Genomic DNA, 25188 nt, shown 5'->3' with positions numbered 1-25188 from the left:
CTTATGTGAAGAATCGAAAAACAAAATGGATCAGCGCACTGCTTGCTGGATGCTTGCTATTGATAAGCGGCTGTTCACTTCCTGGACTAGCCGGCTCCTCAGGCAATACGCTGCGGGTGGGAGCACAAAACTTTACCGAATCAGAAATCATGGCCTATATGGTTAGCGAGATCATCGAACATTACACAGATAAAAAGACAACCATTGTGAAAAACCTAGGCTCTAATACCGTACAGCAGAAAGCAATGGAAAATGGGGATATCGACATTTCGGCGACAAGATATACAGGGACAGATTTGACAAGTACGCTTGGAATGGATGCGGAAAAAGACCCGGAGCGTGCAATGGAAATCGTCCAAAAAGAATTTAAGAAACGCTATGATTACAAATGGTTTGATTCCTATGGCTTTGACAATACGTATGCCTTTGCCGTGACACAAAAGATGGCGAAGGAAAACAAGTTAGAAACGGTCTCTGACTTGAAAAAGAATGCGAAGAATTACCGGTTCGGTGTCGATAATATATGGCTCAAAAAGAAAGGCGACGGTTATGAAGGATTCGTGAAAACATACGGAATTGAATTTGGAAGCACGTATCCAATGCAGATTGGTTTAGTGTACGATGCATTAAAAAATGAAAAAATGGATATTGTGCTTGCCTATTCAACAGATGGACGAATCAAAGCCTATGACCTCAAAATTTTAAAAGATGATAAGCGGTTTTTCCCGCCATATGATGCATCGCCCGTTGTCCCGGAAAAAGTTTTAAAAGAGAACCCAGGGCTTGATAAGGTGATCAACAGACTGATCGGAAAAATTAATACAGAACAAATGCAAGAGCTGAACTATCAAGTCGACGGAGAGCTTCAAGAACCAGCCACCGTTGCGAAGAATTTCCTGAAAAAGCACAATTACTTTGAGTAAGATGGGGAGGTGTCACGGCTGATGGACACACTGCAGCAATTATGGACGTATTATCAGCAGAACGGTTCATATGTGTTAGAAGAATTTTATCGGCATTTTCTCATGTCAGCGTATGGGGTGCTGTTTGCGGCAATAGTCGGAATTCCAGTAGGCATCTTTGTGGCGCATTACCGTAAGCTAAGCAATTGGATCTTCGCCATTACCAACGTCATTCAAACCATACCGGCGTTGGCAATGCTTTCCGTGTTGATGCTCGTGTTAGGACTTGGCGCAAATACAGTCATCATATCACTCTTTCTGTATTCGCTGTTGCCGATCATCCGCAACACGTATACAGGGATTGTCAGCATTGAACATGCTTATTTAGAATCGGGTAAAGCGATGGGCATGACGAAATGGCAAGTGCTGAGAATGGTTGAATTACCGCTTGCTTTATCGGTTATTATGGCTGGTTTAAGAACTGCACTGGTCATCGCTATCGGCATTACAGCGATTGGGACATTTGTTGGCGCGGGAGGTCTAGGTGATATCATCATCAGAGGATCAAACGCCACAAACGGAACAGCCATCATTTTAGCAGGTGCTATTCCAACTGCACTCATGGCCATTATCGCTGACCTAGTCATGGGCTGGCTCGAACGCTATTTAAGCCCAACGAACAAGAAAAAAGAAAGAAAAGCATTAGCTGAAAAAAACATGACATCTGCTTAAGCGGTTGAAAAGACAAAACCTCCCTTACATCTGTAAGGGAGGTAGTTTTATGATGATCAGGCAGTTCACATGCGGGTATTTTATGATTAAAGCGTGATCCATTCAGTAGACCACTTCGAAATTTCCTCAAAAACGGGTGCAAGGGAACGCCCCATATCAGTTAAAGAATACTCAATACGCACGGGTGTTTCAGCAAAAACCTCCCGTTTTACAATGCCTGCTGCTTCCAGCTCTTTTAATCTCTCAGATAATACTCTTCCGCTTAAATTTGTCAGAGCGGCCTCAATTTCACCAAAGCGCTGCGGACTTGAGAGAAGCTGAAAAACAATCAGTGCAACCCAGCGTTTACTCAATAACTCAACTGCTTTTTCAAACCGCGGGCACATGTCAGATTGATTCATCTTTCTTCACTCCAATCTGAACCCATTATACCGTAAATTTGTCATAAATCAGCTCAAAAAGCTTGTTAATGATCAAAACATTCTATGATGACGAACGGCTGTTTAATATAAATAACAGATAGCGGTTAAGATCTTCTATTTCTTTTTTCGAAAGAGTTGACCAAATGTCTCCATCAAATAGCTCGAGATCACCAAGTTCATATTGCGCTGCGGCTTCCTTTATTTTGGATAATGCCGTTTCCTCTTCCTTCAGCTGATGGACAGAAGAGGCTTCCTCAATATAGCCCGCAGCCTGCATCATTTCCTCATAAGGAACCTTTAATGCACCGGCTAGTTTTTTTATCGTAGGAGGCTTCGGAATGCCGCGTTTCCCATTTTCAATACGAGAAATACCAGCAGCACTGACTTCTGAATACATCGCTAATTGGTTCACTGACAGCTTCTTTTCCTCACGTAATGCTCTTAAGTATGCACCAAAGTTCATCAAGGCAAAACCTCACATGGTTATAGATTAGATATATCTATTTTACTTGATTTGTTGACTATTGGCAACAAGTATACCATGAAAATATTGACATTAGTTAATAGTGAATGTATCTTAGGGTTATGCCCCGCTATTTGTTCGTCTTTTTTTGGTTGATGAGCGTGAGAAAGTATTCATTCAGCTGGCTGATGTCTTGTGCGGATAGCCTTTCCCATAGGTCTCCGTCAAAAATGGGAAGATGTTCTACATCCTTTTGAAGCGCCGTTTGGTAGATTTTCAACATGGATTCATATTTTGGTTTCATTTCATGAACTTGTTCCTGTTCAATATGACCGGCAAGCAGCATTAAATCCTCATAAGGCACCTTCAAGGCGTGTGCTAATTTTTTTATGGTTAAAGGCTTCGGCACACCACGCTTTCCATTTTCGATACGAGAAATACCAGCAGCGCTTACACCTGAATACATGGCGAGTTGATTGACAGACATTTTTCTATTTTCTCTTAAAATGCGTAATTGTTCACCAAAGTGATTCATGACATCGAACCTCACATTTCAGTATATGACTTATTTTAGTATGATCATTGACCAAAGGAAATAGCAGAGGGGTAAAAGTGTTGACTTAAGTTAATGAATCTGTTTCATGTGAGCACCTACACGTTGTACATATTGATTCCATAGGAGGTTGTAATGATGGTCGAAAAGATTCAGATCAGACGGACTTATGTCATGCAGTATATGATCGAAAACGATATGTCTTTAAATCAGCTCGCTGATGAAATTGGCATTTCTCCTGCCACACTCAGCAGGGTATTAAATGGTCATCGGAAACCAGGCCAGCTTGTCATTGGCAAAATGATTCATTACTTTGATAAAAAATTTGAAGATCTATTTTACTATGAGAATGTTGACAAAAGTCAATGAATGAAATGATCAAGGAGGCAATGTCGTTGAAAAGAACTGGGATGGTCAGACATATTGATTCACTAGGCAGAATTGTTCTGCCTTCAGAAATGCGCAAGGTACTCAATATTAAAGAAGAGCAGCTTTTAGAAATTTTCATTGAAGATCAAACTATTATGCTGAAAAAATATGATGCAGATAAGAGCTGCCTGTTAACTGGACAAGTGACGAAGTATAACAAAAGCTATGGAAATGGGAAAGTGATGCTGAGTCCTGAAGGAGCTGAACGTTTGTTAGTAGAATTAAAACAGCTATTGAAAGAAGAAGCAACCCGTTAAAAACGTGTTTTTAACCGAAAATTGCATATAAAAAATGCTGCATACTACTCTTTGGAATGAAATTGAATCAAAATAACGAGTAAAGTCGAGAATATAGAGGGAATCTTTATTTTGATGTTTCGTGACATGCACCTTGTTTTCATGTAAAATAAAGTTATGTGTACCAGTTTGTCTGGAGGTGTTTTCATGCACGCATTTGTTATCACATTACTCGTAATTGTCAGTATCGCACTTATCATCGTTGTATTGTTACAATCTAGTAAAAGTGCTGGACTGTCAGGCGCTATTTCAGGTGGAGCCGAGCAGCTTTTCGGTAAGCAAAAAGCGAGAGGTCTTGACTTGATACTTCACCGTTTAACGGTTATTTTGTCAGTGCTTTTCTTCATCTTAACACTTGCATTGGCATATTTAGGCGTATAAAGCGCGAGTAACAGAAGGTCTGATCTTTTTTCAGACCTTTTTTTATTATCAGCACTCTTTTGTGTTTGTTTCATACATACAAGTGGAAAATATAAACCATATCGGAAGGAAAGGAAGTCACATCATGAAAGTTGTTACACCAAAACCATTTACGTTTAAAGGTGGAGAAAAGGCGGTGCTTCTTCTTCACGGTTTTACTGGGAATACAGCCGATGTTCGAATGCTAGGCCGTTATTTGAACGAAAGAGGGTATACGTGTCATGCACCACAATATAAAGGACACGGCGTGCCGCCAGAAGAGCTTGTCCATTTTGGACCGGATGACTGGTGGAAGGATGTACAAGAAGCCTATCAATTCTTAAAGGATGAAGGCTATGAGGAAATTGCAGTTTGCGGACTATCCCTCGGAGGAGTTTTTTCATTGAAATTAGGTTACACTGTACCTGTAAAGGGAATTGTACCTATGTGTGCACCTATGTACATAAAAAGTGAAGAAGTCATGTACCAGGGTGTACTAGAATATGCCCGTAACTATAAGAAATTCGAGGGTAAGTCAGAGGACCAAATTGAACAGGAAATGGAAGAGTTCAAGAAAACGCCAATGGATACACTGAGGAGCCTGCAAGAACTCATTGCAGATGTCAGAAACAATGTCGACATGATTTATTCACCTACTTTTGTTGTTCAGGCACGTCACGATCATATGATTAATACAGACAGTGCGAATATCATTTACAACGAAGTAGAGACAGATCAAAAGCATTTGAAATGGTATGAAGAATCAGGCCATGCGATCACGCTTGATAAAGAGCGCGAGAAGGTTCATCAGGATGTATATGCATTCTTAGAATCACTTGATTGGTCAGTTTAAATATATAGGGGGTTAGAGTGTGCAAAAAGAAGAATTTATGAATGAATTACTCGCTTTTATGAAAGATGAAGCGTATAAACCGTTAACCGTTCAAGAGCTGGAAGTGATGATGGAGATTACCAATCCAGATGATTATAAAGAGCTCGTCAAAGCACTTGTGATGCTGGAAGATCAAGGACTCATCGTTCGCACGCGCAGCGATCGCTACGGTGTACCGGAAAAAATGAACTTGGTAAAAGGAAAGCTGTCTGCTCATGCAAAAGGCTTTGCATTTGTGACACCAGAAGAGTTTGGACAGGATGATATTTTCATTCCGCCTAATGAGCTAGGCACAGCGATGAATGGTGATACGGTCATGGTTCGTGTCAGCCACAAATCAAACGGCACAAAAAAAGAAGGGACTGTCATCCGAATTCTGGAGCGTAATACTCAGACGGTTGTCGGTACCTATACAGAAACGAAAAGCTTTGGCTTTGTCATTCCTGATGATAAAAAAATCACAACCGATATCTTCATCCCGAAATCCGCTAAAAATGGAGCGGTCGAAGGGCATAAAGTGGTCGTGACGCTGACTAGCTACCCAGAAGGAAGAATGAGTGCAGAGGGCGAAGTCACTGAAATCCTTGGTCATAAAAATGACCCTGGCATTGATATACTATCAATCATTCATAAACACGGCCTGCCAGGTGAGTTCCCAGAAGAAGCGCTCCAGCAGGCAGTAGACACACCTGAAACGATTGATGAAAAAGACCTAGAAGGCAGACGTGACTTACGCAATGAAACGATTGTAACCATTGACGGAGCAGATGCGAAGGACTTAGATGATGCCGTTACGGTGCAAAAGCTGGATGATGGCAAATATAAGCTAGGGGTGCATATTGCAGATGTCTCTCATTATGTCACAGAGAACTCTCCGATTGATCAGGAAGCTTATGAGCGTGGAACGAGTGTATATCTCGTAGACCGCGTCATTCCGATGATCCCGCACCGCCTGTCAAACGGTATTTGCTCGTTGAATCCGAAGGTCGATCGTCTAACGCTGTCTTGTGAAATGGTCATTGATCGAAATGGGAAGGTCGTCAAACACGAGATTTTCCAAAGTGTGATCAAAACGACGGAAAGAATGACCTATACTGATGTGAATAAGATTTTAGTCGATCAAGACGAGGAGCTTATAGACAAATACGAGCCGCTCGTCCCAATGTTCCAAGAGATGGAGAAGCTTGCAGAGATCCTTCGCGACAAACGGATGGAGCGCGGGGCAGTAGACTTTGACTTCAAGGAAGCAAAAGTACTTGTAGATGATGAAGGCGCAGCAAAAGACGTTGTCGTTCGCGAGCGTTCAGTCGCAGAGAAATTAATTGAAGAATTCATGCTTGTTGCTAACGAAACAGTTGCAGAGCATTTCCACTGGTTGAATGTACCTTTCATTTATCGGATTCACGAAGAACCAAATCCTGAGAAGCTTCAGCGCTTTTTAGAGTTCGTGACAACGTTTGGTTACATTGTGAAAGGAACGTCGACAAACATCCATCCACGTGCACTTCAAAGTGTACTTGATGCTGTGAGGGATCAACCAGAAGAAGTTGTGATTCAAACTGTCATGCTTCGTTCGATGAAACAGGCGAAATATGATCCAGAAAGCATCGGCCATTTTGGTTTATCAACGGAATTCTATACACATTTCACGTCACCGATCCGCCGTTATCCGGATTTAATCGTGCATAGACTAATTAGAACCTATTTGATTCAGAAAAAGACAGACGAAGCAACTCTAGAAAAGTGGGGTCAGCTGCTTCCTGAAATTGCAGATCATGCGTCTACAATGGAGCGCCGCTCAGTTGATGCAGAGCGTGAAACAGATGATCTCAAGAAGGCAGAATTTATGCTTGATAAAATCGGTGAAGAGTTTGATGGCATGATTAGTTCCGTGACGAACTTCGGACTATTTGTTGAACTGCCGAATACAATTGAAGGTCTTGTTCATGTCAGCTACATGACAGACGACTACTATCGCTTTGATGAGCAGCACTTTGCCATGATCGGTGAACGCACAGGAAATGTCTACCGTATCGGTGATGAAATCACAGTCAAAGTGGTGAATGTCAATAAAGATGAGCACTCGATTGATTTTGAAATCGTCGGTATGAAAGGCACCCGCCGTAAATCGCCGAAAGATTTTAAGTTTAAAAAACGAACAGATTCACCAGCGAAAAAAGGGCACGGAAGCCAAAATGCCTCTGGGGATAAAGCCAAAGAGGATAAAGGCGGAAGTGACTGGTTCACAGGCCGTAAGAAGAAGAAAAAGAAAAAACGCGTATTTGATAACGCACCAAAACAAAAACGTAAAAAGAAAAAGTAACGTGACAAAAAGCAAATAGAGCATCACGCTCTATTTGCTTTTTGACCACATAGCGTCAGCGTTGTCTAAAGCTGGATTGTTTGATAAAATAATCCGTACGATTTGGACCGTGTTTGTGTCAAAAGGAGGGTGTACGCCAATGCCAAAGGGAGAGGGAAAGGTTGTTTCCCAAAACAAAAAAGCAAATCATGACTATTTTATTGAAGAAACGTATGAAGCCGGCCTTGTGTTACAAGGAACTGAGATCAAATCGATTCGTGCAGGAAAAGTGAATTTAAAAGATTCCTTTGCCAAAATCGAACGAGGAGAAGTGTTCCTTCACAACATGCACGTGAGCCCATACGAGCAGGGGAACCGTTATAACCATGATCCGCTGAGAACGAGAAAGCTGCTGCTTCATCGCAAGCAAATCAGTAAATTGATTGGTGCGACAAAGGAAGAGGGCTACTCACTCGTGCCTCTGAAACTCTATTTAAAAAATGGCTTTGCCAAAGTGTTGATCGGAATTGGTAAAGGGAAAAAGAAATACGATAAACGTGAAGATCTGAAGAAAAAAGATGCAAAACGCGAAATCGACCGTGCCTTCCGTGATCGACAAAAGCAATTCTAGCCTGATGCAGATGGCTTGCTGAGAGCGGAAGCATTATGCTACAATATGTTATGCAGTAAACAATCACCGCTTTTCTTACAGAAACCACCAGTTGTTTCAAGCGATAAGATTGTTATAATAGTTATATACGGAAGCAGTTAAGCTGAACGTTTCCATCCCGTATATCCCTTTTACAAGGGGACGTTACGGATTCGACAGGGGCGGTTCGAGCTTGAGCTGCGAGCCGAGAGGCGATCTCGTTAACACGCACTAAATGTAACTGGCAAAACTAAAAGTTTTAACCAAAACTTAGCACTAGCTGCCTAATAAGTGCAGCGAGCTCTTCCTGACATCGCCTATGTGTCTGTGAGGAGCCCAATGAAGTAGGCTACGCTTACGTTTTCGTCTGAGGACGTAAGAAGAGATCCATCAGACTAGCTCTCCAAGCGCCCGTCAGCAGGCATGAGGCTGAGTGAACACCAAATATGTTGACTACGCTCGTAGACGCTTAAGTAATCGATGTCTCTGGACGTGGGTTCGACTCCCACCGTCTCCATCAAAACTTTTAGAATGCAGTCGTATCAAGGGTTTGAAAGCCCTTGATGCGGGTTTGGCAATATGAAAAACTGAGATTTGAATTCAAAAAGACGCTATCGATAGCGTCTTTTTTTTATGCTTTTTATTTATAATCCCTTACAAAAAATCTAAAAGAGGTATTTTTTACTAAAAAATGAGTGAATAGCTAAATATAACTATTTTTGAGCCGATGATTAAATGTAGGGATATTTAACTATAATTCCACAGATTGTTTATTGACTAATTGGATAATAGCAGAAGGAGACAAAGCTAATGTTAAACAAAGTAAAACTGAGATCACTAATTGGAGCTATGGTGATTGGGCTACTAATGGTGTTCGGCACGGCATGCGGGAACAGTGAAAAGGCAGAGAAAGAATATGTTGAATGGTACGATGAATACCGCGTCGATATCGAAGGCGCAATGCTTACATATGCAAAACGTATGATGGAGATCGAACCTGGCAGCAAAGAATGGTTCAAGTCTGTTAAAAAATCACTAGATGGCTTACAAAAAGTTGTTGATAGTGTAGAAAACAAAAAGAATGTGCCTGCCGCTTATAAAAAAGCACATGAGTATTTACTCAAAGCAAACGCAGGGTATCAATATCTTATCGATGAAACACCAAGTTCTATCAGAACAATGAACGAAGATTCCGTTGACGCACTCGAGACGATTGAGAAAAAGGTTGACTCAGCACTAGATGAAACAAACAAAGCAGATGACGAAGTGAACAAAGTTAGAAAAGACAAAAAAGATAAGAAATGAGGAAACAGATCTTGAAAACAAATAAATCAATCATTGCAACAATCCTTTTAGTATTCGTATTAGCACTGACAACAGCGTGTGGTAAAACAGAAACATCAAGTAGCGAGTCATCAAACCAAAAACAAGAAAGCGCATCATCAAAAGAAACAACGGCTGATTTAGAAGCATACCTTGTATGGTATGATGATCATATGAACGCACTTGAAGCTGAAGCTGCAACGTATGACGATCTTATGGGTAACTCAGCCGTTGGGAATAAAAAATGGGAAGCGAAAGTCGATAAATCACTCAAACGCGCTCAGAAGCTAGTTAAAGAGGGTGACGACAAAGAAGATGTTCCGAGTAGCTTCAAAAAGGCGCACAAACACGTACTTCTTGCCGGTACTGATTATCAGTACATTATTGACAACACACATGCTATGATTGCTGATTATGATATTGACCTTATGGAAGACATTTCGGTCAGCCATGACAACGTAACCGTTGATATCGGAAATGCAGATAAAGAACTTGATAAAGTTGTCTATGCAAAACATCTAAGCGGCAGCGAAAAATAAAAAAGGAATCGTCAATGAGTAAAGCAATCAACTCATCCAATAGCTATTGAAGCCGAACACAGCGGTTATGCCGCTGTGTTTTTTATAGGTTTTTTAGTGAAGATACCATTAATCTAGAATCTATTAAGAAAGCGGTGTAAAGCGATTTGTCCAAATAGATGTATTAAATGACGGCCGAGTTAAATGAAGCTTAAGGAAACGATTAGACATTGATATTTCTCTTATCACAATATGCTTCTCCCTCAGTGAAGCAAAGAAATAGTGAAAATAGGATAGGGCCTCACAAACAAAAAACAACCGAAACTTTACAAAAAAACTCCAACCAATTCAAAATCACACCTTCCCATTTTAGACGTCCTCATATATAGTTATATTAGACTAGTTCTAAATAACTGAAATTGGGGCGTTTACATGGATTCGATTGTTTTACATTTTATTGTGATCATGAGTGTTTCTGGCATTCTGTCCGTGATATTATCAATCATTGCTCATGCGAACCGCCACCGGTACATTGGCTGTCAATTGTTTATGTACATGTCTGGGGCAACTGCGATTTATATCTTTGGGCATACGTTTGAATTATTGGCTCGTACCCCTGAAGAAATCATGTTCTGGGTTTGTTTTCAATACATAGGTCTTCCGTTTATCGCACCGCTCAGTCTAATGATTGTGTTGCAATTTACGGGGTTCCAACAATATTTCACAAAGCGCCGCGTGCTTCTCATCTTATTGATTCCAACTCTCACCACCATTATGGTGTTCACCAACTCTTTTCATTCACTCTTTTATCGAAGCATCACGATGAATCCAGTAGACGGATTTTTATTGGCTGACTTTACGATTGGCTATTGGTATATCATTCATGGCGTTTATACATTTGGCTGTTCGATGCTCGCTATTTTTATGCTGGTTTGGTTTTTGCGTGTTACAAAAAAAGAGTATTTAAAGCAGATCCTTATTTTGCTAGTGGGCATGTTACTGCCAATCACGACATCTTTTATCTATTTATTAGGCGTGACACCTCTTCATATTGACCCGGTCCCTGTGGTGATGTTTTTAACCAATGCGCTCTACTTATGGGCGATTATGTCGTTCCAGCTCTTTAAGCTCTCTCCCATTGCGATGGAGCGTGTGTTTGAGCATATGTCTGAAGGGGTTCTCATTTTAGATCGATACCGGACACTCATAGATTACAACCCCGCTGCTGCATCGATCATTCCAGCACTTTCTAATAAAAAGGGGATTGGCTTTAAAATTGACGATATTTTCTCAGGGATCATCAAAGATACCGCGTTCTTCCAGTGGCTGCGTTCTCCGCAGGATCATTCGCAATATGATTTAATGTGGAAAAAGGAAGAAGATCAGTCCAGCTATTATCTTCTGACCGCTTCATCGTTATTTAATAGAAGAGGAGAGATCGAGGGCAGGCAAATTGTGATCAGTGATGTAACAGAGCAGCGTTTGCTGCAGGAAGAGCTGGAGCGTCGTGCGTATATTGATGGATTGACGAATATCTTCAATCGGTCTTCATTTATTGAACGAACGCAGATGATCCTGGAAGAGGATGCGCAGGATACGGCTGTTATGCTGTTTGATATTGATTTCTTTAAACAAATCAATGACACACACGGACATCATATTGGAGACGAGGCACTGCGTCATGTTGTCACCATTTGTCAGCAGCATTTACAAATGGACGATTTATTCGGACGATATGGCGGAGAAGAGTTTGCTATTTGTCTGCCGCATCATTCTTTCGAAGAGGCATGTCATATTGCGGAGCAAATTAGACATTCATTTGAGATGAGTTTCTTTGAGAATGATGAGGAAAAAGTGCGAGTAACAGCGAGCTTTGGAATTGCTCATACAGTTTATGATCCCAATGTATTAGAAACTCTTCTATTTGAAGCGGACCAGGCCTTGTATATGTCAAAACGCCAAGGACGGAACCGGATTTATGCGTCCACTGGAGCGGACTATATGCTTTATGAAGAGAATTGACCTACCGCTTGCTTCTCATTGACGGTTGTCCTGACATTCGATATGATAAACATAACATTTGAACGGTTTCCTAAAGGGGAGTAGCTTTTACGGTTTGGTCGTCATTACAGAAGCAGCGATTGCTTCTCGGCCATTCCGGCATGAACAATGTTAGCCAGACCTTTGCCTATCACACATGAGGCAAAGGTCTGGCTATTTTTAAGGTCTTTTTAAGTCTGTGTGATAGGGAAGCTGAACAAATGATGCTTTTACTCCCACAGATGAAAGGATGATCGATCTTGAAAAAATATGTGATAGCTTTCCTATTTTCCGGAACGCTTGTATTAAGCGGGTGCTCCAGCTTACTTGATCAAGTCAACGATACAACGACATATGTCACTGAGGCAAATGACTATGTCACAGACATTCAGCAATTTACAGAGGACTTTCCAAAGCTTGCTGAAGAAGCTGTCCAAAACGCCGCCAAAAAGGCAGAATTAACGCAGCAGCTTGAATCATTGAAGGCAGACATTCAAGATTTTAATGAGGTCACAGCGCCAAAAATGGCAGAAGACCTGCATGCGCAAATCATTGAAAAAAATAAAGTGCTGTCAGAGGAAATTCAGACGTATTTACAGCAATTGAAAGCAGACAACATTGACGTTGCCGCCATGCTTGAGGACCAGCAAGGATTGATTAAGCAGCTTCAGCAATCCGTCAATCTATTGCAGGACATTGAACAATTAACAAACTAAAGCAAACACTATAGAGTGTATTCAGCATATCTTTGCCTTTTCCGGTGGAGATATGCTTTAATTTAGGTAAAGACAAGTCTTAATAGAAAAAAGGTGATCACATGACAGAACATGAAGAAAGACATATGGCTTCGCCTAGAGCCGAGAAGGATAAAGATCAATTGATCAATCGGTTGAAACGAGTGGAAGGACAAGTGCGTGGGATTCAGCAAATGATTGAAAACGATCGTTACTGTATTGATGTTGTCAATCAAATCTCCGCAGTCAATGCGGCTTTGAAAAAGGTCAGTCTTCATTTGATGGAAAAGCATACACATCACTGCGTAGCGGATGCGATCAAGAGCGGCAATGGGGATGAAGCCATTGAAGAGTTAATGACGGTCTTTACGAAACTGACAAAATCATAGCATTTATGTTTACATTGATACCCTACTAGGGTATAGTAAATTGTAGAAAATGATTGATGGAGGCGATGAGAAGTGGAACAAGCAACACTTCAAGTGCAGGGCATGTCTTGCGGACATTGCGTGAAAGCAGTCGAAGGAAATGTAGGAGAACTAGCAGGTGTTGAATCTGTAAAAGTCCATTTAGACAAAGGAGAGGTGGAAGTTTCATTTCACCCAGATCAAGTCACGTTACACCGTATCTCTGATGTAATTGAAGAACAGGGATATGATGTCGTATAAATGAAAATACGTGCTGCATAACAGCACGTATTTTTTTCAAAAAAATATACCCCTATGGAGTATGTGAAGAGGTGAGATGAATGAAAAAGGAAATTGATTTTCAAATTACGGGGATGACCTGTGCTGCCTGTGCAGGGCGCATCGAAAAGGGATTGAACAGGCTGGAAGGTGTAGAGGATGCCAATGTAAATTTGGCGCTGGAAACATCTCATATTGTGTATGGAGCAGAACAACTCACACCAGATGATCTCAAGCAAAAAATTCAATCTCTCGGCTACGATGTGGTGATGGAGCAAGCAGAATTTGATATAGAAGGAATGACGTGTGCAGCGTGTGCCAACCGAATCGAGAAAAAAATTAACCGGATGGATGGTGTCGATCACGGATCTGTGAACTTTGCGCTGGAGACCCTTCAGGTCACGTATCACCCAGGCCAAACGTCTACAAGTGATATAAAGCAAGCGGTTCAGTCCATTGGGTATTCTTTAATTGAACCAGCTGCAGATGAAGCAGAGGAAGGAAAAAAAGATCATCGCCAAGCAGCAATAGAGAAGCAGACGGCACGCTTTCTATTCTCAATGATCCTGTCACTGCCACTTCTTTGGGCAATGGTCAGTCATTTTTCTTTCACGTCTTTTATTTGGCTGCCTGAAGCGTTCATGAATCCTTGGGTTCAGCTGGCGTTAGCAGCGCCCGTTCAGTTCATTGTCGGCTGGCCCTTCTATGTAGGTGCGTATAAAGCGTTACGTAATAAAAGTGCCAACATGGATGTTCTTGTCGCACTTGGGACATCAGCTGCGTTTTTCTATAGTTTATATGAAAGCATTCAGTCAGCGGTTCAAGGCACACATGAGGCAGCCCTCTATTATGAAACAAGTGCTGTACTCATTACGTTGATCGTACTCGGAAAATTAATGGAAGCAAGAGCAAAAGGGAGATCATCAGAAGCGATTCAAAAGCTGATGGGTCTACAAGCGAAAGAAGCGGTCATCGAGCGAGAGGGGAAAGAGATGACTGTCCCTATTGCTGAAGTGAAAGTAAATGACCTTGTGTTTATCAAACCGGGAGAGAAAGTGCCGGTAGATGGAGAGATCGTGGAGGGAACAACCGCAATTGACGAGTCCATGATTTCGGGCGAAAGTTTGCCTGTTGATAAAACGGCAGGTGATGCGGTCATCGGGGCAACCATTAATAAAAATGGGTTTGTGAAAGTGAAAGCGACAAAGGTTGGGAAAGAGACCGCCCTTTCACAGATTATTAAAGTCGTAGAACAAGCACAGGGCTCAAAAGCACCGATTCAAAGGATGGCAGATCAAATATCAGGGATATTCGTTCCCATCGTCGTAGGAATTGCCATGCTTACCTTCCTGATTTGGTTTTTCTTTGTTGATCCAGGAAATGTGACGTCAGCCCTTGAAACGTTTATCGCAGTCATCGTCATCGCATGTCCGTGTGCGCTCGGCCTTGCCACACCAACCTCGATTATGGCTGGGAGCGGTCGTGCAGCTGAATCAGGCATTCTGTTTAAAGGCGGAGAGCATTTAGAAGTGACTCAATCACTCGACACGGTGGTTTTAGATAAAACAGGAACTGTGACAAAAGGGGAGCCGAGTCTGACAGATGTGCTGGCATATGCCAATTGGACAGAAGATGCGCTGCTACAGCTAGCAGGATCAGCTGAACAGCAGTCGGAACACCCGCTGGCTAGAGCCATCACAGACGGAATGAAGGAACAAGGTCTTGAAGCGGTCGAGATTGAAGCCTTCCAAGCTGACCCAGGTCATGGAATTGAAGCAACGGCAGCAGGGCGCAAGCTTTTGATTGGAACGCGTAAGCTATTACAGAAACATCATATCCCATATGATCAAGTCGAAGCATCCGTCACAATGCTGGAGCAGCAAGGTAAAACGGCTATGCTTGTCGCGATTGACGGCGAAGTCGCTGGCATTGTCGCGGTCGCAGATACAATCAAATCATCTTCACCTCAAGCGATCAAGCGTCTGAAAAAGCAAGGGATTCACGTCGTGATGATGACAGGTGATAACAAGATGACAGCAGAGGCGATTGCGAAACAGGCGGGCATTGATCATGTCATTGCTGAAGTCCTGCCTGAGGAAAAGGCGGCTCACATCGCGGCGCTTCAGGAACAAGGAAAGAAAGTCGCCATGGTCGGAGATGGTATTAATGATGCCCCGGCCCTTGCGACAGCGAATATTGGGATGGCAGTTGGAACTGGGACAGATGTCGCCATGGAAGCAGCAGATATCACACTCATGACAGGAGACCTCCATGCCATTGCTGATGCGCTTGAATTTAGTCAAAAAACGATGAGAAACATCAAGCAAAATCTATTTTGGGCGCTTGCTTATAATTGTATTGGGATACCGATAGCTGCTTTAGGACTTCTTGCGCCATGGCTTGCAGGAGCAGCAATGGCCTTTAGCTCCGTGTCGGTTGTATTGAATGCGCTCAGATTGCAGCGATTGAAACCGGTGAGAGAGGGAGTGGCACAATGAAGCTGAATGTCAAATGGATTTGGACGATTAGTGCATTGTTCTATGTTGCTCTTGTCCTTATTGGATATGCGATATACGATAGATTTTATCCACAACAAGATACACCAAGTGAACAAATGCAAAATCATTAGGACTTCGCCCAAAAGCGGAGTCTTTTTTTAACAATTTTGTGGAAAAACCCACCTTTTAAAAGATTTTTCATAAAAAATTCACTTCTTTTTGTTCCTTTTTGTCGTTTTTTGTAGGTTCATCGTTAAGATGCGATTAAGCAACAAAGAAAGCGTTATCAAAAAAAGGGGGTTCACGTATGAAAAAGTTAGGGTTAGCTTCACAAATACTCATTGCACTTGTTCTGGGTGTTATCGTTGGAGCGCTGTTTTATCAAAATGAAACCGTTATTAATGTGTTAACGCCGATTGGCGATATATTCATCCATTTAATTAAAATGATCGTTCTTCCAATTGTTATTGCTGCGTTGATTGTAGCAGTAGCTGGTGTAGGGGATATGAAAACCATCGGAAGACTCGGTGGGAAAACGATTCTTTACTTCGAAATTGTGACAACGATTGCATTAGCAGTAGGACTGCTTGCAGCAAACGTCTTCCATCCTGGTACAGGAATTGATATGAGCAACATGGAAAAAGGCGATATCTCTAAATATGAAGAGACATCGAAAGCTTCTTCCGAAAAAGCAAGTTTCTCTGAAACGATTGTGCATCTAGTGCCAACAAATGTTTTCCAATCCATTGCAGAAGGTGATCTATTACCAACGATCTTCTTTACCGTCTTATTCGGATTAGGAATTGCCGCAGTAGGAGACAAAGGGAAACCAGTGTTAGGATTCTTTGAGGGTATACTCGAAGCCATGTTCTGGGTGACCAATAAAGTGATGAAGTTTGCACCATTTGGTGTATTCGCGCTCATCAGTGTGACGGTGATCAAATTCGGGGTCGGAGCGCTTCTCCCGCTAGGTAAGCTGGTACTTGTCGTTTACGGCACAATGGCATTCTTCGTGATTGTCGTACTTGGCATTATCGCAAAATTAGCTGGAACAAGCGTCTTTACACTATTTAGAGTGCTAAAAGAAGAAATCATTCTTGCATTCTCAACAGCAAGTTCAGAAGCTGTACTGCCTAGACTAATGGATAAAATGGAGAAGTTCGGCTGCCCGAAAGCGATCACGTCGTTCGTTATCCCAACAGGCTACACCTTTAACTTAGATGGAAGTGCCATCTATCAATCCATTGCCGCCATATTTGTTGCACAAATGTACGGCATGCCACTTTCCATCTATGAGCAAATTACGTTACTATTAATCTTGATGCTGACATCTAAAGGAATGGCTGGTGTACCAGGTGCATCAATCGTTGTTGTCATCACAACACTTGGTGCAATGGGACTGCCGCTTGAAGGACTTGCCTTCATCGTTGGGATCGACCGTATTCTTGACATGGTTCGTACAACTGTTAACGTATTTGGTAACTCACTTGCAGCCATTGTCATGTCTAAGTGGGAAAAAGTTTTTGATCAAGAGAAATCGAAGAAGTATATTGAGGAATTAAAACAACAAACAAAAGCAGCGTAAAAGGAGATCTTTTCAAATGACGAAGCTACAGGACAAGCAAGTTCGAATCGAACGAGACTTTCTAGGTGAAAAGGAAGTAGACACTCAAGCGTATTATGGAATTCAAACATTACGTGCAGTAGAGAACTTTCCAATTACTAGCTACCATGTTCATGAGGAACTCATCAAAGCATTAGGGATTGTCAAAAAGGCAGCCGCACTTGCAAATATGGATACAAAGCGACTATATTCTGGTCTTGGAGAAAAAATTGTTCAAGCCGCAGATGAGGTTATTGAAGGAAAATGGAACAATCAATTTATTGTCGATCCAATTCAAGGCGGGGCTGGCACTTCAATGAATATGAATGCCAATGAAGTCATTGCAAACAGAGCGCTTGAACTACTAGGAAAGGAAAAAGGCGCTTATACTGAGCTAAGTCCAAACACGCATGTGAACATGTCGCAGTCAACAAACGACGTTTTCCCAACAGCGATTCATATTTCAACATTGAATATGATTGAAAAACTACTTTATACGATGGAAAACATGCATCAAGTTATGACAGAAAAAGCGCAAGAATTCGATCATGTCATCAAAATGGGACGTACGCATCTTCAGGACGCTGTTCCAATCAGACTTGGTCAAGAGTTTAGTGCTTATGCAAAGGTTCTTGCTCGTGATATTAAACGTATCAAGCAGTCTAAACAGCATTTATATGAAGTCAATATGGGTGCAACAGCAGTCGGAACGGGCTTAAATGCTGATCCTAAATATATTCGCCAAGTGGTTGGCTATCTATCTGACATTAGCGGATTACCGTTAGTTGGAGCTGAAGACTTAGTCGATGCCACGCAAAATACGGATGCTTATACAGAAGTATCAGCTGCACTGAAAGTATGTATGATGAATATGTCTAAAATGGCGAACGATATTCGCTTGATGGCATCAGGTCCAAGAGCAGGCTTTGGTGAGCTTCACTTGCCACCAAGACAGCCAGGTTCATCCATCATGCCAGGGAAAGTCAACCCAGTGATGCCAGAGGTCATGAACCAAGTAGCATTCCAAGTCATCGGAAATGACCACACGATCTGTCTTGCATCAGAGGCTGGTCAGCTTGAGCTGAACGTGATGGAACCAGTCCTTGTGTTCAACTTGCTTCAATCTCTCAGCATCATGAAAAATGTCTTTGAGTCCTTCGTAGACAACTGCTTGCGTGACCTAAAAGCAGATGAATCTAGATTAAAAGAATATGTAGAAAAAAGTGCTGGTGTCATGACAGCGGTGAATCCGCATATTGGTTATGAAGCTGCTGCACGAATTGCCAGAGAAGCGATTCTTACAGGCGTATCTGTACGTGAGCTTTGTCTGCAAAATGATGTTTTATCAGAGGAAGAGCTTGATGTCATCTTGAATCCTTTTGAAATGACTAAACCAGGTATTGCTGGCGCATCACTTTTAGAAAAGGATCGTTTAGAAGATTAAGCAGCATCATGAGAAGCGCACACCGACAAAGTTCCGGTGTGCGCTTTTTCATGGATGTTTGTTTTTCTCAAGTCCACATAGTATACTATCGTCAATTATTAGGGATGTGACTGCGTTTGAATCTACTGAAAAAATGGCTAAATACAGAGCCTTATTTAATTGTGATGCTCATTGTACTGACACCGATTGGCGGAGAGTTTAAATTTTATCCATTTGAGGACAGCTTTCGGGTCAGCTTTGGAACCGTTGTCTTTTTCTTTATCCTACTCCAAATGAAAAAATTCCCAGCATGGGCAAGCGGTATCATTGCAGGGGTTTCTGTTTTTGCGTTTCGCGTGCTTCTTGATACAGCCGTCACAGGTCATCTTCCGCTGGAAGAGGCGATTTCTTTAAGATTTCCTTCCCTGCTTTATTACGTCGTCTACGGCACGCTCTTTTATTTATTAAAGGTCAGACGTTTCCGCGATCAGCCTTGGCTGATTGGAGCGACAGGTATCATCATGGAGCTATGCGCGAGCGTTGTTGAAATGATTGCACTTCGTGGCACCATCGATGAAATTTTAACGATGCGGACGCTGTTTCAACTTTTCGTGTTGGCGATTTTCAGAAGCTTTTTCGTGTTGGCTTGTTATACAATGATTCGATTATATGAAGAGCAGGCGAGAGAGCGTCAGATGAAAAAGGAAAAGGAACATCTGCTCATGCTCCTGTCTAATCTTTACACGGAATCTACATACTTTCATAAAACACTTGCACATGCTGAGCACATTACAGCGACATCCTATCAATTGTATCAATCCCTGCATCACGCAAAGGATGCAGAGTCATTGGATTTGAAAAAGCTCGGAAAAACAGCCCTGCAAATCGCAGGAGAGGTGCATGAGATCAAAAAGGATAACCAGCGGATTTTTTCTGCATTATCAAAGCTGATTCATGAAGAAAATTTTCAGGCGTATGCAAGTCCTGCGCATATTGCTGGGCTCGTGATTCGTATTCATGAAAATTACGCAGAATCTCTTAAAAAAAACATTGTCTTTCATTATGATGAAGATGGGCAGCATCCCGTCTATCACGTGTATACCATTCTATCTTTGTTAAATAATATCGTTTCCAATGCTGTCGAAGCCATTCCGGTGGATGGAGAGGTGTCACTCTCTATTTCCCAGAAAGAGAGCCATGTGATCTTTCAAATTAGTGACAACGGGCCTGGCATTAAAGAGCGTAATCATCATGTGATTTTTAAACCCGGTTTTACTTTAAAATACGATCAGGCTGGGAATCCATCAAGCGGTATCGGTCTTTCCTATGTAAAGGATACAGCGGAGAAGCTTGGCGGAAGTGTTGAGATGAAGAGTATCCCAAATAAACAAACGACTTTCACGTTAACGATACCAATGGATCAAGTTAGTAGAAAAGAGGGGATTGGGAGATGAGATTTTTTATTGTGGATGATGATGAAGCCGTGCGTTCTTCACTCGCTCAGCTCATTGAAGATGAAGAGCTTGGCTTCGTCGCGGGAGAAGCAGAGGATGGCGCAGAGTTAACGGCAAGCTACTTAAATGATTTGCACATTGATATCTTATGTATTGATCTATTGATGCCGGAACGAGACGGACTTGAAACGATTCGAGCCATTAAGGATGAGTTTCATGGCAAATACTTAATGCTGTCACAGGTAGAAACAAAGGAATTAATCGGCCAGGCGTATACGCTTGGTGTCGAGTATTATGTGACAAAGCCAATCAATCGTGTAGAGGTCTTAAGTGTGCTCCACCTCATGATTGAGCGGCTTCATTTAGAGCATTCAATTGAAAATATTCAGCACTCACTCAAATCCGTCATGCAGTTTCAGCAGCGCGGTCAGACGAAAACGAAGCAGCGTGGGAAAAGTCTTGCAGAGGCAGGCCAGTTCTTGCTTGCAGAGCTTGGAATTGTGGGTGAAAAGGGATCTAAAGATTTATTAGATATGATCCTCTTCACTGATCAGTATTTGGCGCTACATACCGAACATCATGATTCATTTCCTTCTTTAAAGGTCATTTTCACGGGTGTCACCGAGGATAAATTAAGCGAGCCTTACACATCGGCAGACATTGCAAGAGAAGCGAAGGCAGCGGAACAGCGGGTGAGGCGTGCGATCAACCAATCCTTGAAACACATCGCTTCACTTGGGTTAACTGATTTTTCTCATCCGACCTTTGAAAATTACGCTTCTAAATTCTTTGATTTCACCATCGTGCGAAAGAAAATGAGTGAATTAACAAAAGAGACGAGCGGTAGAGAAGAACATACCCGTATCAATGTGAAGAAATTTGTACAGGTGCTCTACTACGAAGCAAAACGTATTTTTATGGAAGATTAAAAAAAGACATGCTCCCTCATGAGGGAGACATGTCTTTTTTGGTGATGGATTGCAGGTGCATCTGCAGTACGGAGCGTATGAGCTGAGGCGGTAAGCGATGAGGCTGCAAGATTCCATTCAATGCAAGCCCATTGATGACCGCATAAAGCCGCTCAGTTTCGACTAAAAGATCGATATGATCAAGCAAGAGCCCATCCTCTTTTAATTTCATTAAACAATATTGGGTCATTTGGAAAAGCTCGTCATACATCTTTGCATTGAGCGGCTGTAAATCAGGTTCAGTCATCGACTTGACTGTAAAAGCCTGCCACACCTCCATTTCAAATCTTCGTTCTTCATCAAGTGGGAGAACCTGCTCCAATAACGCGAAGACATTTTCTTCCGTTGAACCGTTCAGCTGAAGTGCTGTCATCCGCTCTTTGACTCTTTCCTGAATCAATGTCATAGAGAAAAGAAATAGCTCCTGCTGTGTGGAGAAATAATGACGCATAGAGCCCGCTGAAATGCCAGCTTCTACCGCTACTTTTCGTACAGAAGCGTTTTCCAATCCATCCTGTTTAATCACTCTCATGGCAGCTTGAGCGACTTTTTGTTTTTGTTTATAGTGATCGACGATTTTTGGCATACATTGATTTTAGCACAGCTATTGTTTTTTTAACACAGTTGTGTTATTTTTTATTTAATACAATCGTATTAAAAAGGATGTGGTGAATATTGATCGGGTTATTGATTGTGGCATGTGAAATTGGCTTTTGGCTGTTTATTCTGGTGGGGTTAACACTTCGTTATGTGTTTAGACAGAAAAAGTGGGGCGCCTTCTTCCTCATTTGTACACCGATTTTGGATCTCATACTTCTTGCAGCGACGTATATGGATTTAAGAGAGGGGGCTGTGGCAAGTGTCATTCACGGGCTCGCAGCTGTTTATATTGGGGTGAGTCTCGCTTTTGGACATCAAATGGTGAAATGGGCAGATGTCCGGTTTGCTTATCGATTTGCAGGAGGCCCTAAGCCGAAGGGAAGACCAAAGTACGGGAAGGAACGGTCTGTATATGAAATAGTCGGCTGGACGCGGCATCTCGTCTCTTATGTCATCGGAGCCGGTCTACTATTTGGGTTATCTTATCTCATCCAAGCACCAGAACGAACGGAAGCACTGATGCAGCTAGCGAGAGTATGGGGAATGGTCTTAGCCATTGATTTCGTCATTAGCATCAGCTATGTGATCTGGCCGAAAAAACACCCGCAAAATATAGCCAGCTAATAAAAAAGACAGGCGAACTCACTCCGCCTGTCTTTTCTTATGATGCAAGCCCTTTGTAAATGGTGTCAATATTCCATTTCATCATCTTATAGTAGCTGTCCCCATCTTCACCTTTCTTTCCAATGGAGTCAGTAAATACTTTTCCTTTAATCGGAACACCAGTTTCTTCAGATAGGCTTTCAAGGCTGCGTGGATCGACACTTGTTTCAAGAAAGAGCGCAGGCACTTGATGATCTTTGACGAAATGAATGATGCGCTTCATTTGTCCAGGTGTTCCTTCATTCTCTGTGTTGATCTCCCAAATGTAGCCTGCCTCTAGTCCATAGGCATCTGCAAAATACTTGAAGGCTCCCTCACTTGTCACAAGACGCTTTTTGTCTTTTGGTAGCTGGTCGAACTTGTCTTTTGCTTCATCATGAAGCGCTTGAAGCTTTTTGATATAGGCTTCTGCATTTTTTTCGTAATCCTCTTGATGCTCAGGGTCCGCTTTAATAAGTGCATCTCTGGCATTTTTAGCATACAGAATCCCATTTTCGACATTTAGCCAGGCATGGGGGTCCTGCTGGCTTTCGAGGCCTTTTGAAGATAAATGTTTTACTTTGACGCCTTTACTCATTTCGGCTACAGGTGCATCATCCCCGTCCTTGCCACTCGATTCGAGAAGCTTTTGAAACCAGCCATTTCCTGTTTCAAGGTTTAAGCCATTATATAGAACAAGGTCTGCATCCGTTGTATGCTGAACATCCTTTGGCAGTGGATCAAATTCATGTGGGTCTGTACCAATGGGAACAATGCTGTGAATAGAGACGTGGTCTCCGCCTACTTCCTTCACAATGTCATAAAGAATGGAGTAGGTCGTGACGACTTTTAATGTGCCGTCATCTTTGCCGGAATTATTTTGTTTTGTAGAACAGCCTGTGATGACCATAAGGGCAATGAATACTACGGTCAAACGGATTGCAAATACCTTCTTCATATATGTCCTCCTTTTACATAGACGCTTCCTTTTTTAGCTGCGTTCGTTTTCGTTTAGATCTTAATGATCTCCATAGAATTCCTTGCTTTGGTGAAAGGATAAAGGCACTCCCGAATAAAATGGTCGCAACTAGCACGATAGAAGCGCCAGACGACAAGTTATACGTAAAACTAAGCCCAAGACCGGCAACGGCAGAAACTGCCCCGAAAAATGCAGATAAATAAATCATAATCCATAGCCGGTCTGTTAAGAGATACGCAGTGGCTGCCGGCGTAATAAGCATGGCAACGACAAGAATAATCCCAACAGTTTGTAGTGAAGCAACGGTCACAAGGGTCAACAAGGTCATGAGAAAATAATGGATCATTCGATTCGGTAAACCGTAAACCGAAGAAATCACCGGATCAAATGAACTAATGAGCAATTCTTTGTAGAAAATGATGACGGCCAGCAGGATAAAAATGCCGATGCCAAGCGTAATCCACATATCAGATGATCGAACAGCTAGAACGTTTCCAAACAAGATATGATATAAATCACTGGAACTTTTCAAAAATGTGATCAAGATGATCCCGATTGAGAAAAAAGCGGTGAAGACAATGCCAATCGCAGAGTCATTTTTAATGCGGCTGTTTTGACTCACATATCCGATCCCAATCGCTGTTAATACGCCAGTTAAGACGGCTCCGAAGAAAAAGTTAATTCCCAGCATATAAGAGATGGCGACACCTGGCAGCACAGCATGCGATATGGCGTCTCCCATCAAGGCCATGCCCCGTAAAATGATAAAGCAGCCAATGACCCCGCAAATAATGCCTACCATCACGGATGTAAATAATGCTTTTTGTAAAAACGCATATTCAAAGAGTCCGGTTAAAAATTCCATTACACGTCTCCTCCTGCTGATTTTAAGAATGGTAGCTGCGTTTCATATGCCTCCAGCATGACCTCTGGGCGAAGGATATCGTGTACAGGTCCAGCTTTGATGAGTTTTTTATTTAACAGAACGAGATGGCTGAAGTAATCATCGGCTTTACTTAAATCATGATGGACCACCAAAATGGTTTTTCCTTCATCCCGTAATTCCTTCAAAATGCGAATCATCGTTTCTTCACTTGCCATATCAATTCCAACAAATGGTTCATCCAAACAGAAGAGCTGTGCGTTTTGCGCAAGTGCTCTTGCAAGGAAGACACGCTGCTGTTGACCGCCGGATAACTCACCAATTTGTCTTTTGGCAAAGTCCTGCATGCCGACTTTTTCTAAACAGTGGTACGCATATGACCGGTCTTCTTTTTTCGGACGTTTGATCAGGCCAAGCTTCGGATATGTTCCAAGTAGGACGGTATCCAGCACATGAATAGGAAACGTCCAGTCTAGATCATTTCTCTGAGGTACATAGGCGATCTGTTTTCTAACTTGTTTAAAGGGCTGTTCAAAAAAGCGAATATCCCCTTGATCTTTTTCAATTAAATCCAAGCATGCCTTGAGTAAAGTCGATTTACCGGCACCATTTGGACCTATGATTCCTGTCATCGTTCCTTCCTGTATGGAAAGAGAGATGTTCTCTAAAGCATCCTGCCCGTGATATGAGACATGAAGACGGTCGATTGTTAAAGCATTTGGCATCTCTTGCGGCCCCTTTCGATCATCATTGCACTTCCTAAAGATATATGCATACATTAAATAATTTTGACTAAAG

The 25188-nt window shown here is 42.1% G+C and carries 28 protein-coding genes and 1 other RNA gene; 22 read left to right on the top strand and 7 right to left on the bottom strand.

All coding sequences use genetic code 11. The features are described 5' to 3' along the window. Positions 1-5: 5 nt before the first annotated feature. Complete coding sequence (locus MKZ05_RS15460) at positions 6-923, top strand: osmoprotectant ABC transporter substrate-binding protein (protein ID WP_003213573.1); 918 nt, start codon at positions 6-8, stop codon at positions 921-923. A gap of 21 nt (positions 924-944) precedes the next feature. Next, positions 945-1634: an ABC transporter permease gene (locus MKZ05_RS15455; RefSeq protein WP_003213726.1), complete on the top strand. Its 690-nt coding sequence runs from the start codon at positions 945-947 to the stop codon at positions 1632-1634. An 86-nt stretch (positions 1635-1720) separates the two neighbouring features. Here MKZ05_RS15455 and MKZ05_RS15450 read toward each other — a convergent pair whose 3' ends face one another. From MKZ05_RS15450 to MKZ05_RS15440, 3 genes are all read right to left on the bottom strand, one after another. Next, positions 1721-2035 (bottom strand): helix-turn-helix domain-containing protein, encoded by a 315-nt coding sequence (locus MKZ05_RS15450; RefSeq protein ID WP_284907339.1) that lies wholly within the window; start codon positions 2033-2035, stop codon positions 1721-1723. A gap of 82 nt (positions 2036-2117) precedes the next feature. Further along, a complete protein-coding gene (locus MKZ05_RS15445) occupies positions 2118-2519 on the bottom strand; it encodes a helix-turn-helix transcriptional regulator (RefSeq protein ID WP_003213015.1) in 402 nt (133 codons plus the stop codon). Positions 2520-2649: 130 nt separating this feature from the next. After that, a complete protein-coding gene (locus tag MKZ05_RS15440; RefSeq protein WP_003213200.1) occupies positions 2650-3054 on the bottom strand; it encodes a helix-turn-helix transcriptional regulator in 405 nt (134 codons plus the stop codon). A gap of 153 nt (positions 3055-3207) precedes the next feature. Between MKZ05_RS15440 and MKZ05_RS15435 the strand changes: the two genes are divergently transcribed. The 19 genes from MKZ05_RS15435 (at position 3208) to MKZ05_RS15345 (ending at position 21247) form a co-directional block, all read left to right on the top strand. Beyond that, entirely contained in the window at positions 3208-3441 is a 234-nt protein-coding gene (locus MKZ05_RS15435) for a helix-turn-helix transcriptional regulator (RefSeq protein ID WP_003213379.1), read from the top strand. 26 nt (positions 3442-3467) lie between these two features. Then, the gene (locus MKZ05_RS15430; protein WP_003213714.1) at positions 3468-3758 is read left to right on the top strand and encodes an AbrB/MazE/SpoVT family DNA-binding domain-containing protein; all 291 of its coding nucleotides are present in this window, start codon (positions 3468-3470) and stop codon (positions 3756-3758) included. 186 nt (positions 3759-3944) lie between these two features. After that, positions 3945-4178: a preprotein translocase subunit SecG gene (gene secG / locus MKZ05_RS15425; protein WP_003212746.1), complete on the top strand. Its 234-nt coding sequence runs from the start codon at positions 3945-3947 to the stop codon at positions 4176-4178. A 124-nt stretch (positions 4179-4302) separates the two neighbouring features. Further along, on the top strand, positions 4303-5049 hold the full coding sequence (locus MKZ05_RS15420; RefSeq protein ID WP_050944165.1) for a carboxylesterase: 747 nt from the start codon (positions 4303-4305) through the stop codon (positions 5047-5049). A 19-nt stretch (positions 5050-5068) separates the two neighbouring features. Further along, the gene (gene rnr / locus MKZ05_RS15415) at positions 5069-7411 is read left to right on the top strand and encodes a ribonuclease R (RefSeq protein WP_268492589.1); all 2343 of its coding nucleotides are present in this window, start codon (positions 5069-5071) and stop codon (positions 7409-7411) included. Between the two features lie 139 nt (positions 7412-7550). Further along, positions 7551-8021 carry an SsrA-binding protein SmpB gene (gene smpB / locus MKZ05_RS15410; RefSeq protein WP_003213153.1) on the top strand — a complete coding sequence of 157 codons (471 nt, stop codon included), beginning with the start codon at positions 7551-7553 and terminating at the stop codon, positions 8019-8021. A gap of 176 nt (positions 8022-8197) precedes the next feature. After that, positions 8198-8559: a transfer-messenger RNA gene (gene ssrA, locus MKZ05_RS15405) on the top strand. Between the two features lie 290 nt (positions 8560-8849). Further along, complete coding sequence (locus tag MKZ05_RS15400) at positions 8850-9344, top strand: hypothetical protein (RefSeq protein WP_212045546.1); 495 nt, start codon at positions 8850-8852, stop codon at positions 9342-9344. An 11-nt stretch (positions 9345-9355) separates the two neighbouring features. Next, positions 9356-9901 (top strand): hypothetical protein, encoded by a 546-nt coding sequence (locus tag MKZ05_RS15395; RefSeq protein ID WP_212045545.1) that lies wholly within the window; start codon positions 9356-9358, stop codon positions 9899-9901. Positions 9902-10312: 411 nt separating this feature from the next. Beyond that, on the top strand, positions 10313-11902 hold the full coding sequence (locus tag MKZ05_RS15390) for a histidine kinase N-terminal 7TM domain-containing protein (protein WP_339160489.1): 1590 nt from the start codon (positions 10313-10315) through the stop codon (positions 11900-11902). Between the two features lie 278 nt (positions 11903-12180). Beyond that, positions 12181-12636, top strand: a complete 456-nt coding sequence (locus MKZ05_RS15385) for a DUF6376 family protein (RefSeq protein ID WP_003213149.1) — start codon at positions 12181-12183, stop codon at positions 12634-12636. Positions 12637-12737: 101 nt separating this feature from the next. Continuing rightward, on the top strand, positions 12738-13043 hold the full coding sequence (locus tag MKZ05_RS15380) for a metal-sensing transcriptional repressor (RefSeq protein WP_137054397.1): 306 nt from the start codon (positions 12738-12740) through the stop codon (positions 13041-13043). Positions 13044-13115: 72 nt separating this feature from the next. After that, a complete protein-coding gene (gene copZ / locus MKZ05_RS15375) occupies positions 13116-13322 on the top strand; it encodes a copper chaperone CopZ (protein ID WP_012011271.1) in 207 nt (68 codons plus the stop codon). An 80-nt stretch (positions 13323-13402) separates the two neighbouring features. Further along, complete coding sequence (locus tag MKZ05_RS15370) at positions 13403-15838, top strand: heavy metal translocating P-type ATPase (protein ID WP_339160488.1); 2436 nt, start codon at positions 13403-13405, stop codon at positions 15836-15838. Next, positions 15835-15969: a hypothetical protein gene (locus tag MKZ05_RS15365; protein ID WP_267885135.1), complete on the top strand. Its 135-nt coding sequence runs from the start codon at positions 15835-15837 to the stop codon at positions 15967-15969. Before MKZ05_RS15370 ends, MKZ05_RS15365 begins: the two co-directional genes overlap by 4 nt. Positions 15970-16145: 176 nt before the next feature. Next, positions 16146-17423: a cation:dicarboxylase symporter family transporter gene (locus MKZ05_RS15360; RefSeq protein ID WP_003213370.1), complete on the top strand. Its 1278-nt coding sequence runs from the start codon at positions 16146-16148 to the stop codon at positions 17421-17423. A 16-nt stretch (positions 17424-17439) separates the two neighbouring features. Beyond that, positions 17440-18885: an aspartate ammonia-lyase gene (gene aspA, locus MKZ05_RS15355; RefSeq protein ID WP_339160487.1), complete on the top strand. Its 1446-nt coding sequence runs from the start codon at positions 17440-17442 to the stop codon at positions 18883-18885. A gap of 116 nt (positions 18886-19001) precedes the next feature. Then, positions 19002-20318 carry a sensor histidine kinase gene (locus MKZ05_RS15350; RefSeq protein ID WP_003213283.1) on the top strand — a complete coding sequence of 439 codons (1317 nt, stop codon included), beginning with the start codon at positions 19002-19004 and terminating at the stop codon, positions 20316-20318. Beyond that, positions 20315-21247 (top strand): response regulator, encoded by a 933-nt coding sequence (locus MKZ05_RS15345; protein ID WP_339160486.1) that lies wholly within the window; start codon positions 20315-20317, stop codon positions 21245-21247. The genes MKZ05_RS15350 and MKZ05_RS15345 overlap by 4 nt, the downstream gene beginning before the upstream one ends. A 16-nt stretch (positions 21248-21263) precedes the next feature. Here the strand turns inward: MKZ05_RS15345 and MKZ05_RS15340 are convergent, their stop codons facing one another. Then, entirely contained in the window at positions 21264-21872 is a 609-nt protein-coding gene (locus tag MKZ05_RS15340; RefSeq protein WP_339160485.1) for a TetR/AcrR family transcriptional regulator, read from the bottom strand. A gap of 89 nt (positions 21873-21961) precedes the next feature. Here MKZ05_RS15340 and MKZ05_RS15335 point away from each other — a divergent pair, with 89 nt between their 5' ends. After that, positions 21962-22510 (top strand): hypothetical protein, encoded by a 549-nt coding sequence (locus MKZ05_RS15335; RefSeq protein ID WP_003213116.1) that lies wholly within the window; start codon positions 21962-21964, stop codon positions 22508-22510. Between the two features lie 37 nt (positions 22511-22547). On the opposite strand, the gene MKZ05_RS15330 is transcribed toward MKZ05_RS15335, so the two are convergent. Genes MKZ05_RS15330 through MKZ05_RS15320 form a run of 3 tightly spaced genes read right to left on the bottom strand, consistent with a single transcriptional unit; the run spans position 22548 to position 25115 of the window. Continuing rightward, entirely contained in the window at positions 22548-23486 is a 939-nt protein-coding gene (locus tag MKZ05_RS15330; protein WP_339160484.1) for a metal ABC transporter substrate-binding protein, read from the bottom strand. A 13-nt stretch (positions 23487-23499) separates the two neighbouring features. Beyond that, entirely contained in the window at positions 23500-24372 is an 873-nt protein-coding gene (locus MKZ05_RS15325) for a metal ABC transporter permease (RefSeq protein ID WP_003212785.1), read from the bottom strand. Beyond that, positions 24372-25115: a metal ABC transporter ATP-binding protein gene (locus tag MKZ05_RS15320; RefSeq protein ID WP_251190819.1), complete on the bottom strand. Its 744-nt coding sequence runs from the start codon at positions 25113-25115 to the stop codon at positions 24372-24374. Before MKZ05_RS15320 ends, MKZ05_RS15325 begins: the two co-directional genes overlap by 1 nt. Between the last annotated feature and the right edge of the window lie 73 nt (positions 25116-25188).

Origin of the sequence: Bacillus sp. FSL M8-0277, from assembly GCF_037975305.1 — a bacterium.
In the GTDB taxonomy this organism is placed as follows: domain Bacteria; phylum Bacillota; class Bacilli; order Bacillales; family Bacillaceae; genus Bacillus; species Bacillus pumilus.
This window is presented reverse-complemented; position numbering and strand designations above follow the sequence as displayed.

What these genes read in the sequence shown, in the direction of transcription:
- MKZ05_RS15455 (WP_003213726.1), top strand. Translation starts at nt 945, where the DNA reads ATGGACACACTGCAGCAATTATGGACGTATTATCAGCAGAACGGTTCA.
- MKZ05_RS15450 (WP_284907339.1), bottom strand. Translation starts at nt 2,035, where the DNA reads ATGAATCAATCTGACATGTGCCCGCGGTTTGAAAAAGCAGTTGAGTTA.
- MKZ05_RS15445 (WP_003213015.1), bottom strand. Translation starts at nt 2,519, where the DNA reads ATGAACTTTGGTGCATACTTAAGAGCATTACGTGAGGAAAAGAAGCTG.
- MKZ05_RS15440 (WP_003213200.1), bottom strand. Translation starts at nt 3,054, where the DNA reads ATGAATCACTTTGGTGAACAATTACGCATTTTAAGAGAAAATAGAAAA.
- MKZ05_RS15435 (WP_003213379.1), top strand. Translation starts at nt 3,208, where the DNA reads ATGATGGTCGAAAAGATTCAGATCAGACGGACTTATGTCATGCAGTAT.
- secG (WP_003212746.1), top strand. Translation starts at nt 3,945, where the DNA reads ATGCACGCATTTGTTATCACATTACTCGTAATTGTCAGTATCGCACTT.
- MKZ05_RS15420 (WP_050944165.1), top strand. Translation starts at nt 4,303, where the DNA reads ATGAAAGTTGTTACACCAAAACCATTTACGTTTAAAGGTGGAGAAAAG.
- smpB (WP_003213153.1), top strand. Translation starts at nt 7,551, where the DNA reads ATGCCAAAGGGAGAGGGAAAGGTTGTTTCCCAAAACAAAAAAGCAAAT.
- MKZ05_RS15400 (WP_212045546.1), top strand. Translation starts at nt 8,850, where the DNA reads ATGTTAAACAAAGTAAAACTGAGATCACTAATTGGAGCTATGGTGATT.
- MKZ05_RS15390 (WP_339160489.1), top strand. Translation starts at nt 10,313, where the DNA reads ATGGATTCGATTGTTTTACATTTTATTGTGATCATGAGTGTTTCTGGC.
- MKZ05_RS15380 (WP_137054397.1), top strand. Translation starts at nt 12,738, where the DNA reads ATGACAGAACATGAAGAAAGACATATGGCTTCGCCTAGAGCCGAGAAG.
- MKZ05_RS15370 (WP_339160488.1), top strand. Translation starts at nt 13,403, where the DNA reads ATGAAAAAGGAAATTGATTTTCAAATTACGGGGATGACCTGTGCTGCC.
- MKZ05_RS15365 (WP_267885135.1), top strand. Translation starts at nt 15,835, where the DNA reads ATGAAGCTGAATGTCAAATGGATTTGGACGATTAGTGCATTGTTCTAT.
- MKZ05_RS15360 (WP_003213370.1), top strand. Translation starts at nt 16,146, where the DNA reads ATGAAAAAGTTAGGGTTAGCTTCACAAATACTCATTGCACTTGTTCTG.
- aspA (WP_339160487.1), top strand. Translation starts at nt 17,440, where the DNA reads ATGACGAAGCTACAGGACAAGCAAGTTCGAATCGAACGAGACTTTCTA.
- MKZ05_RS15345 (WP_339160486.1), top strand. Translation starts at nt 20,315, where the DNA reads ATGAGATTTTTTATTGTGGATGATGATGAAGCCGTGCGTTCTTCACTC.
- MKZ05_RS15340 (WP_339160485.1), bottom strand. Translation starts at nt 21,872, where the DNA reads ATGCCAAAAATCGTCGATCACTATAAACAAAAACAAAAAGTCGCTCAA.
- MKZ05_RS15330 (WP_339160484.1), bottom strand. Translation starts at nt 23,486, where the DNA reads ATGAAGAAGGTATTTGCAATCCGTTTGACCGTAGTATTCATTGCCCTT.
- MKZ05_RS15325 (WP_003212785.1), bottom strand. Translation starts at nt 24,372, where the DNA reads ATGGAATTTTTAACCGGACTCTTTGAATATGCGTTTTTACAAAAAGCA.
- MKZ05_RS15320 (WP_251190819.1), bottom strand. Translation starts at nt 25,115, where the DNA reads ATGCCAAATGCTTTAACAATCGACCGTCTTCATGTCTCATATCACGGG.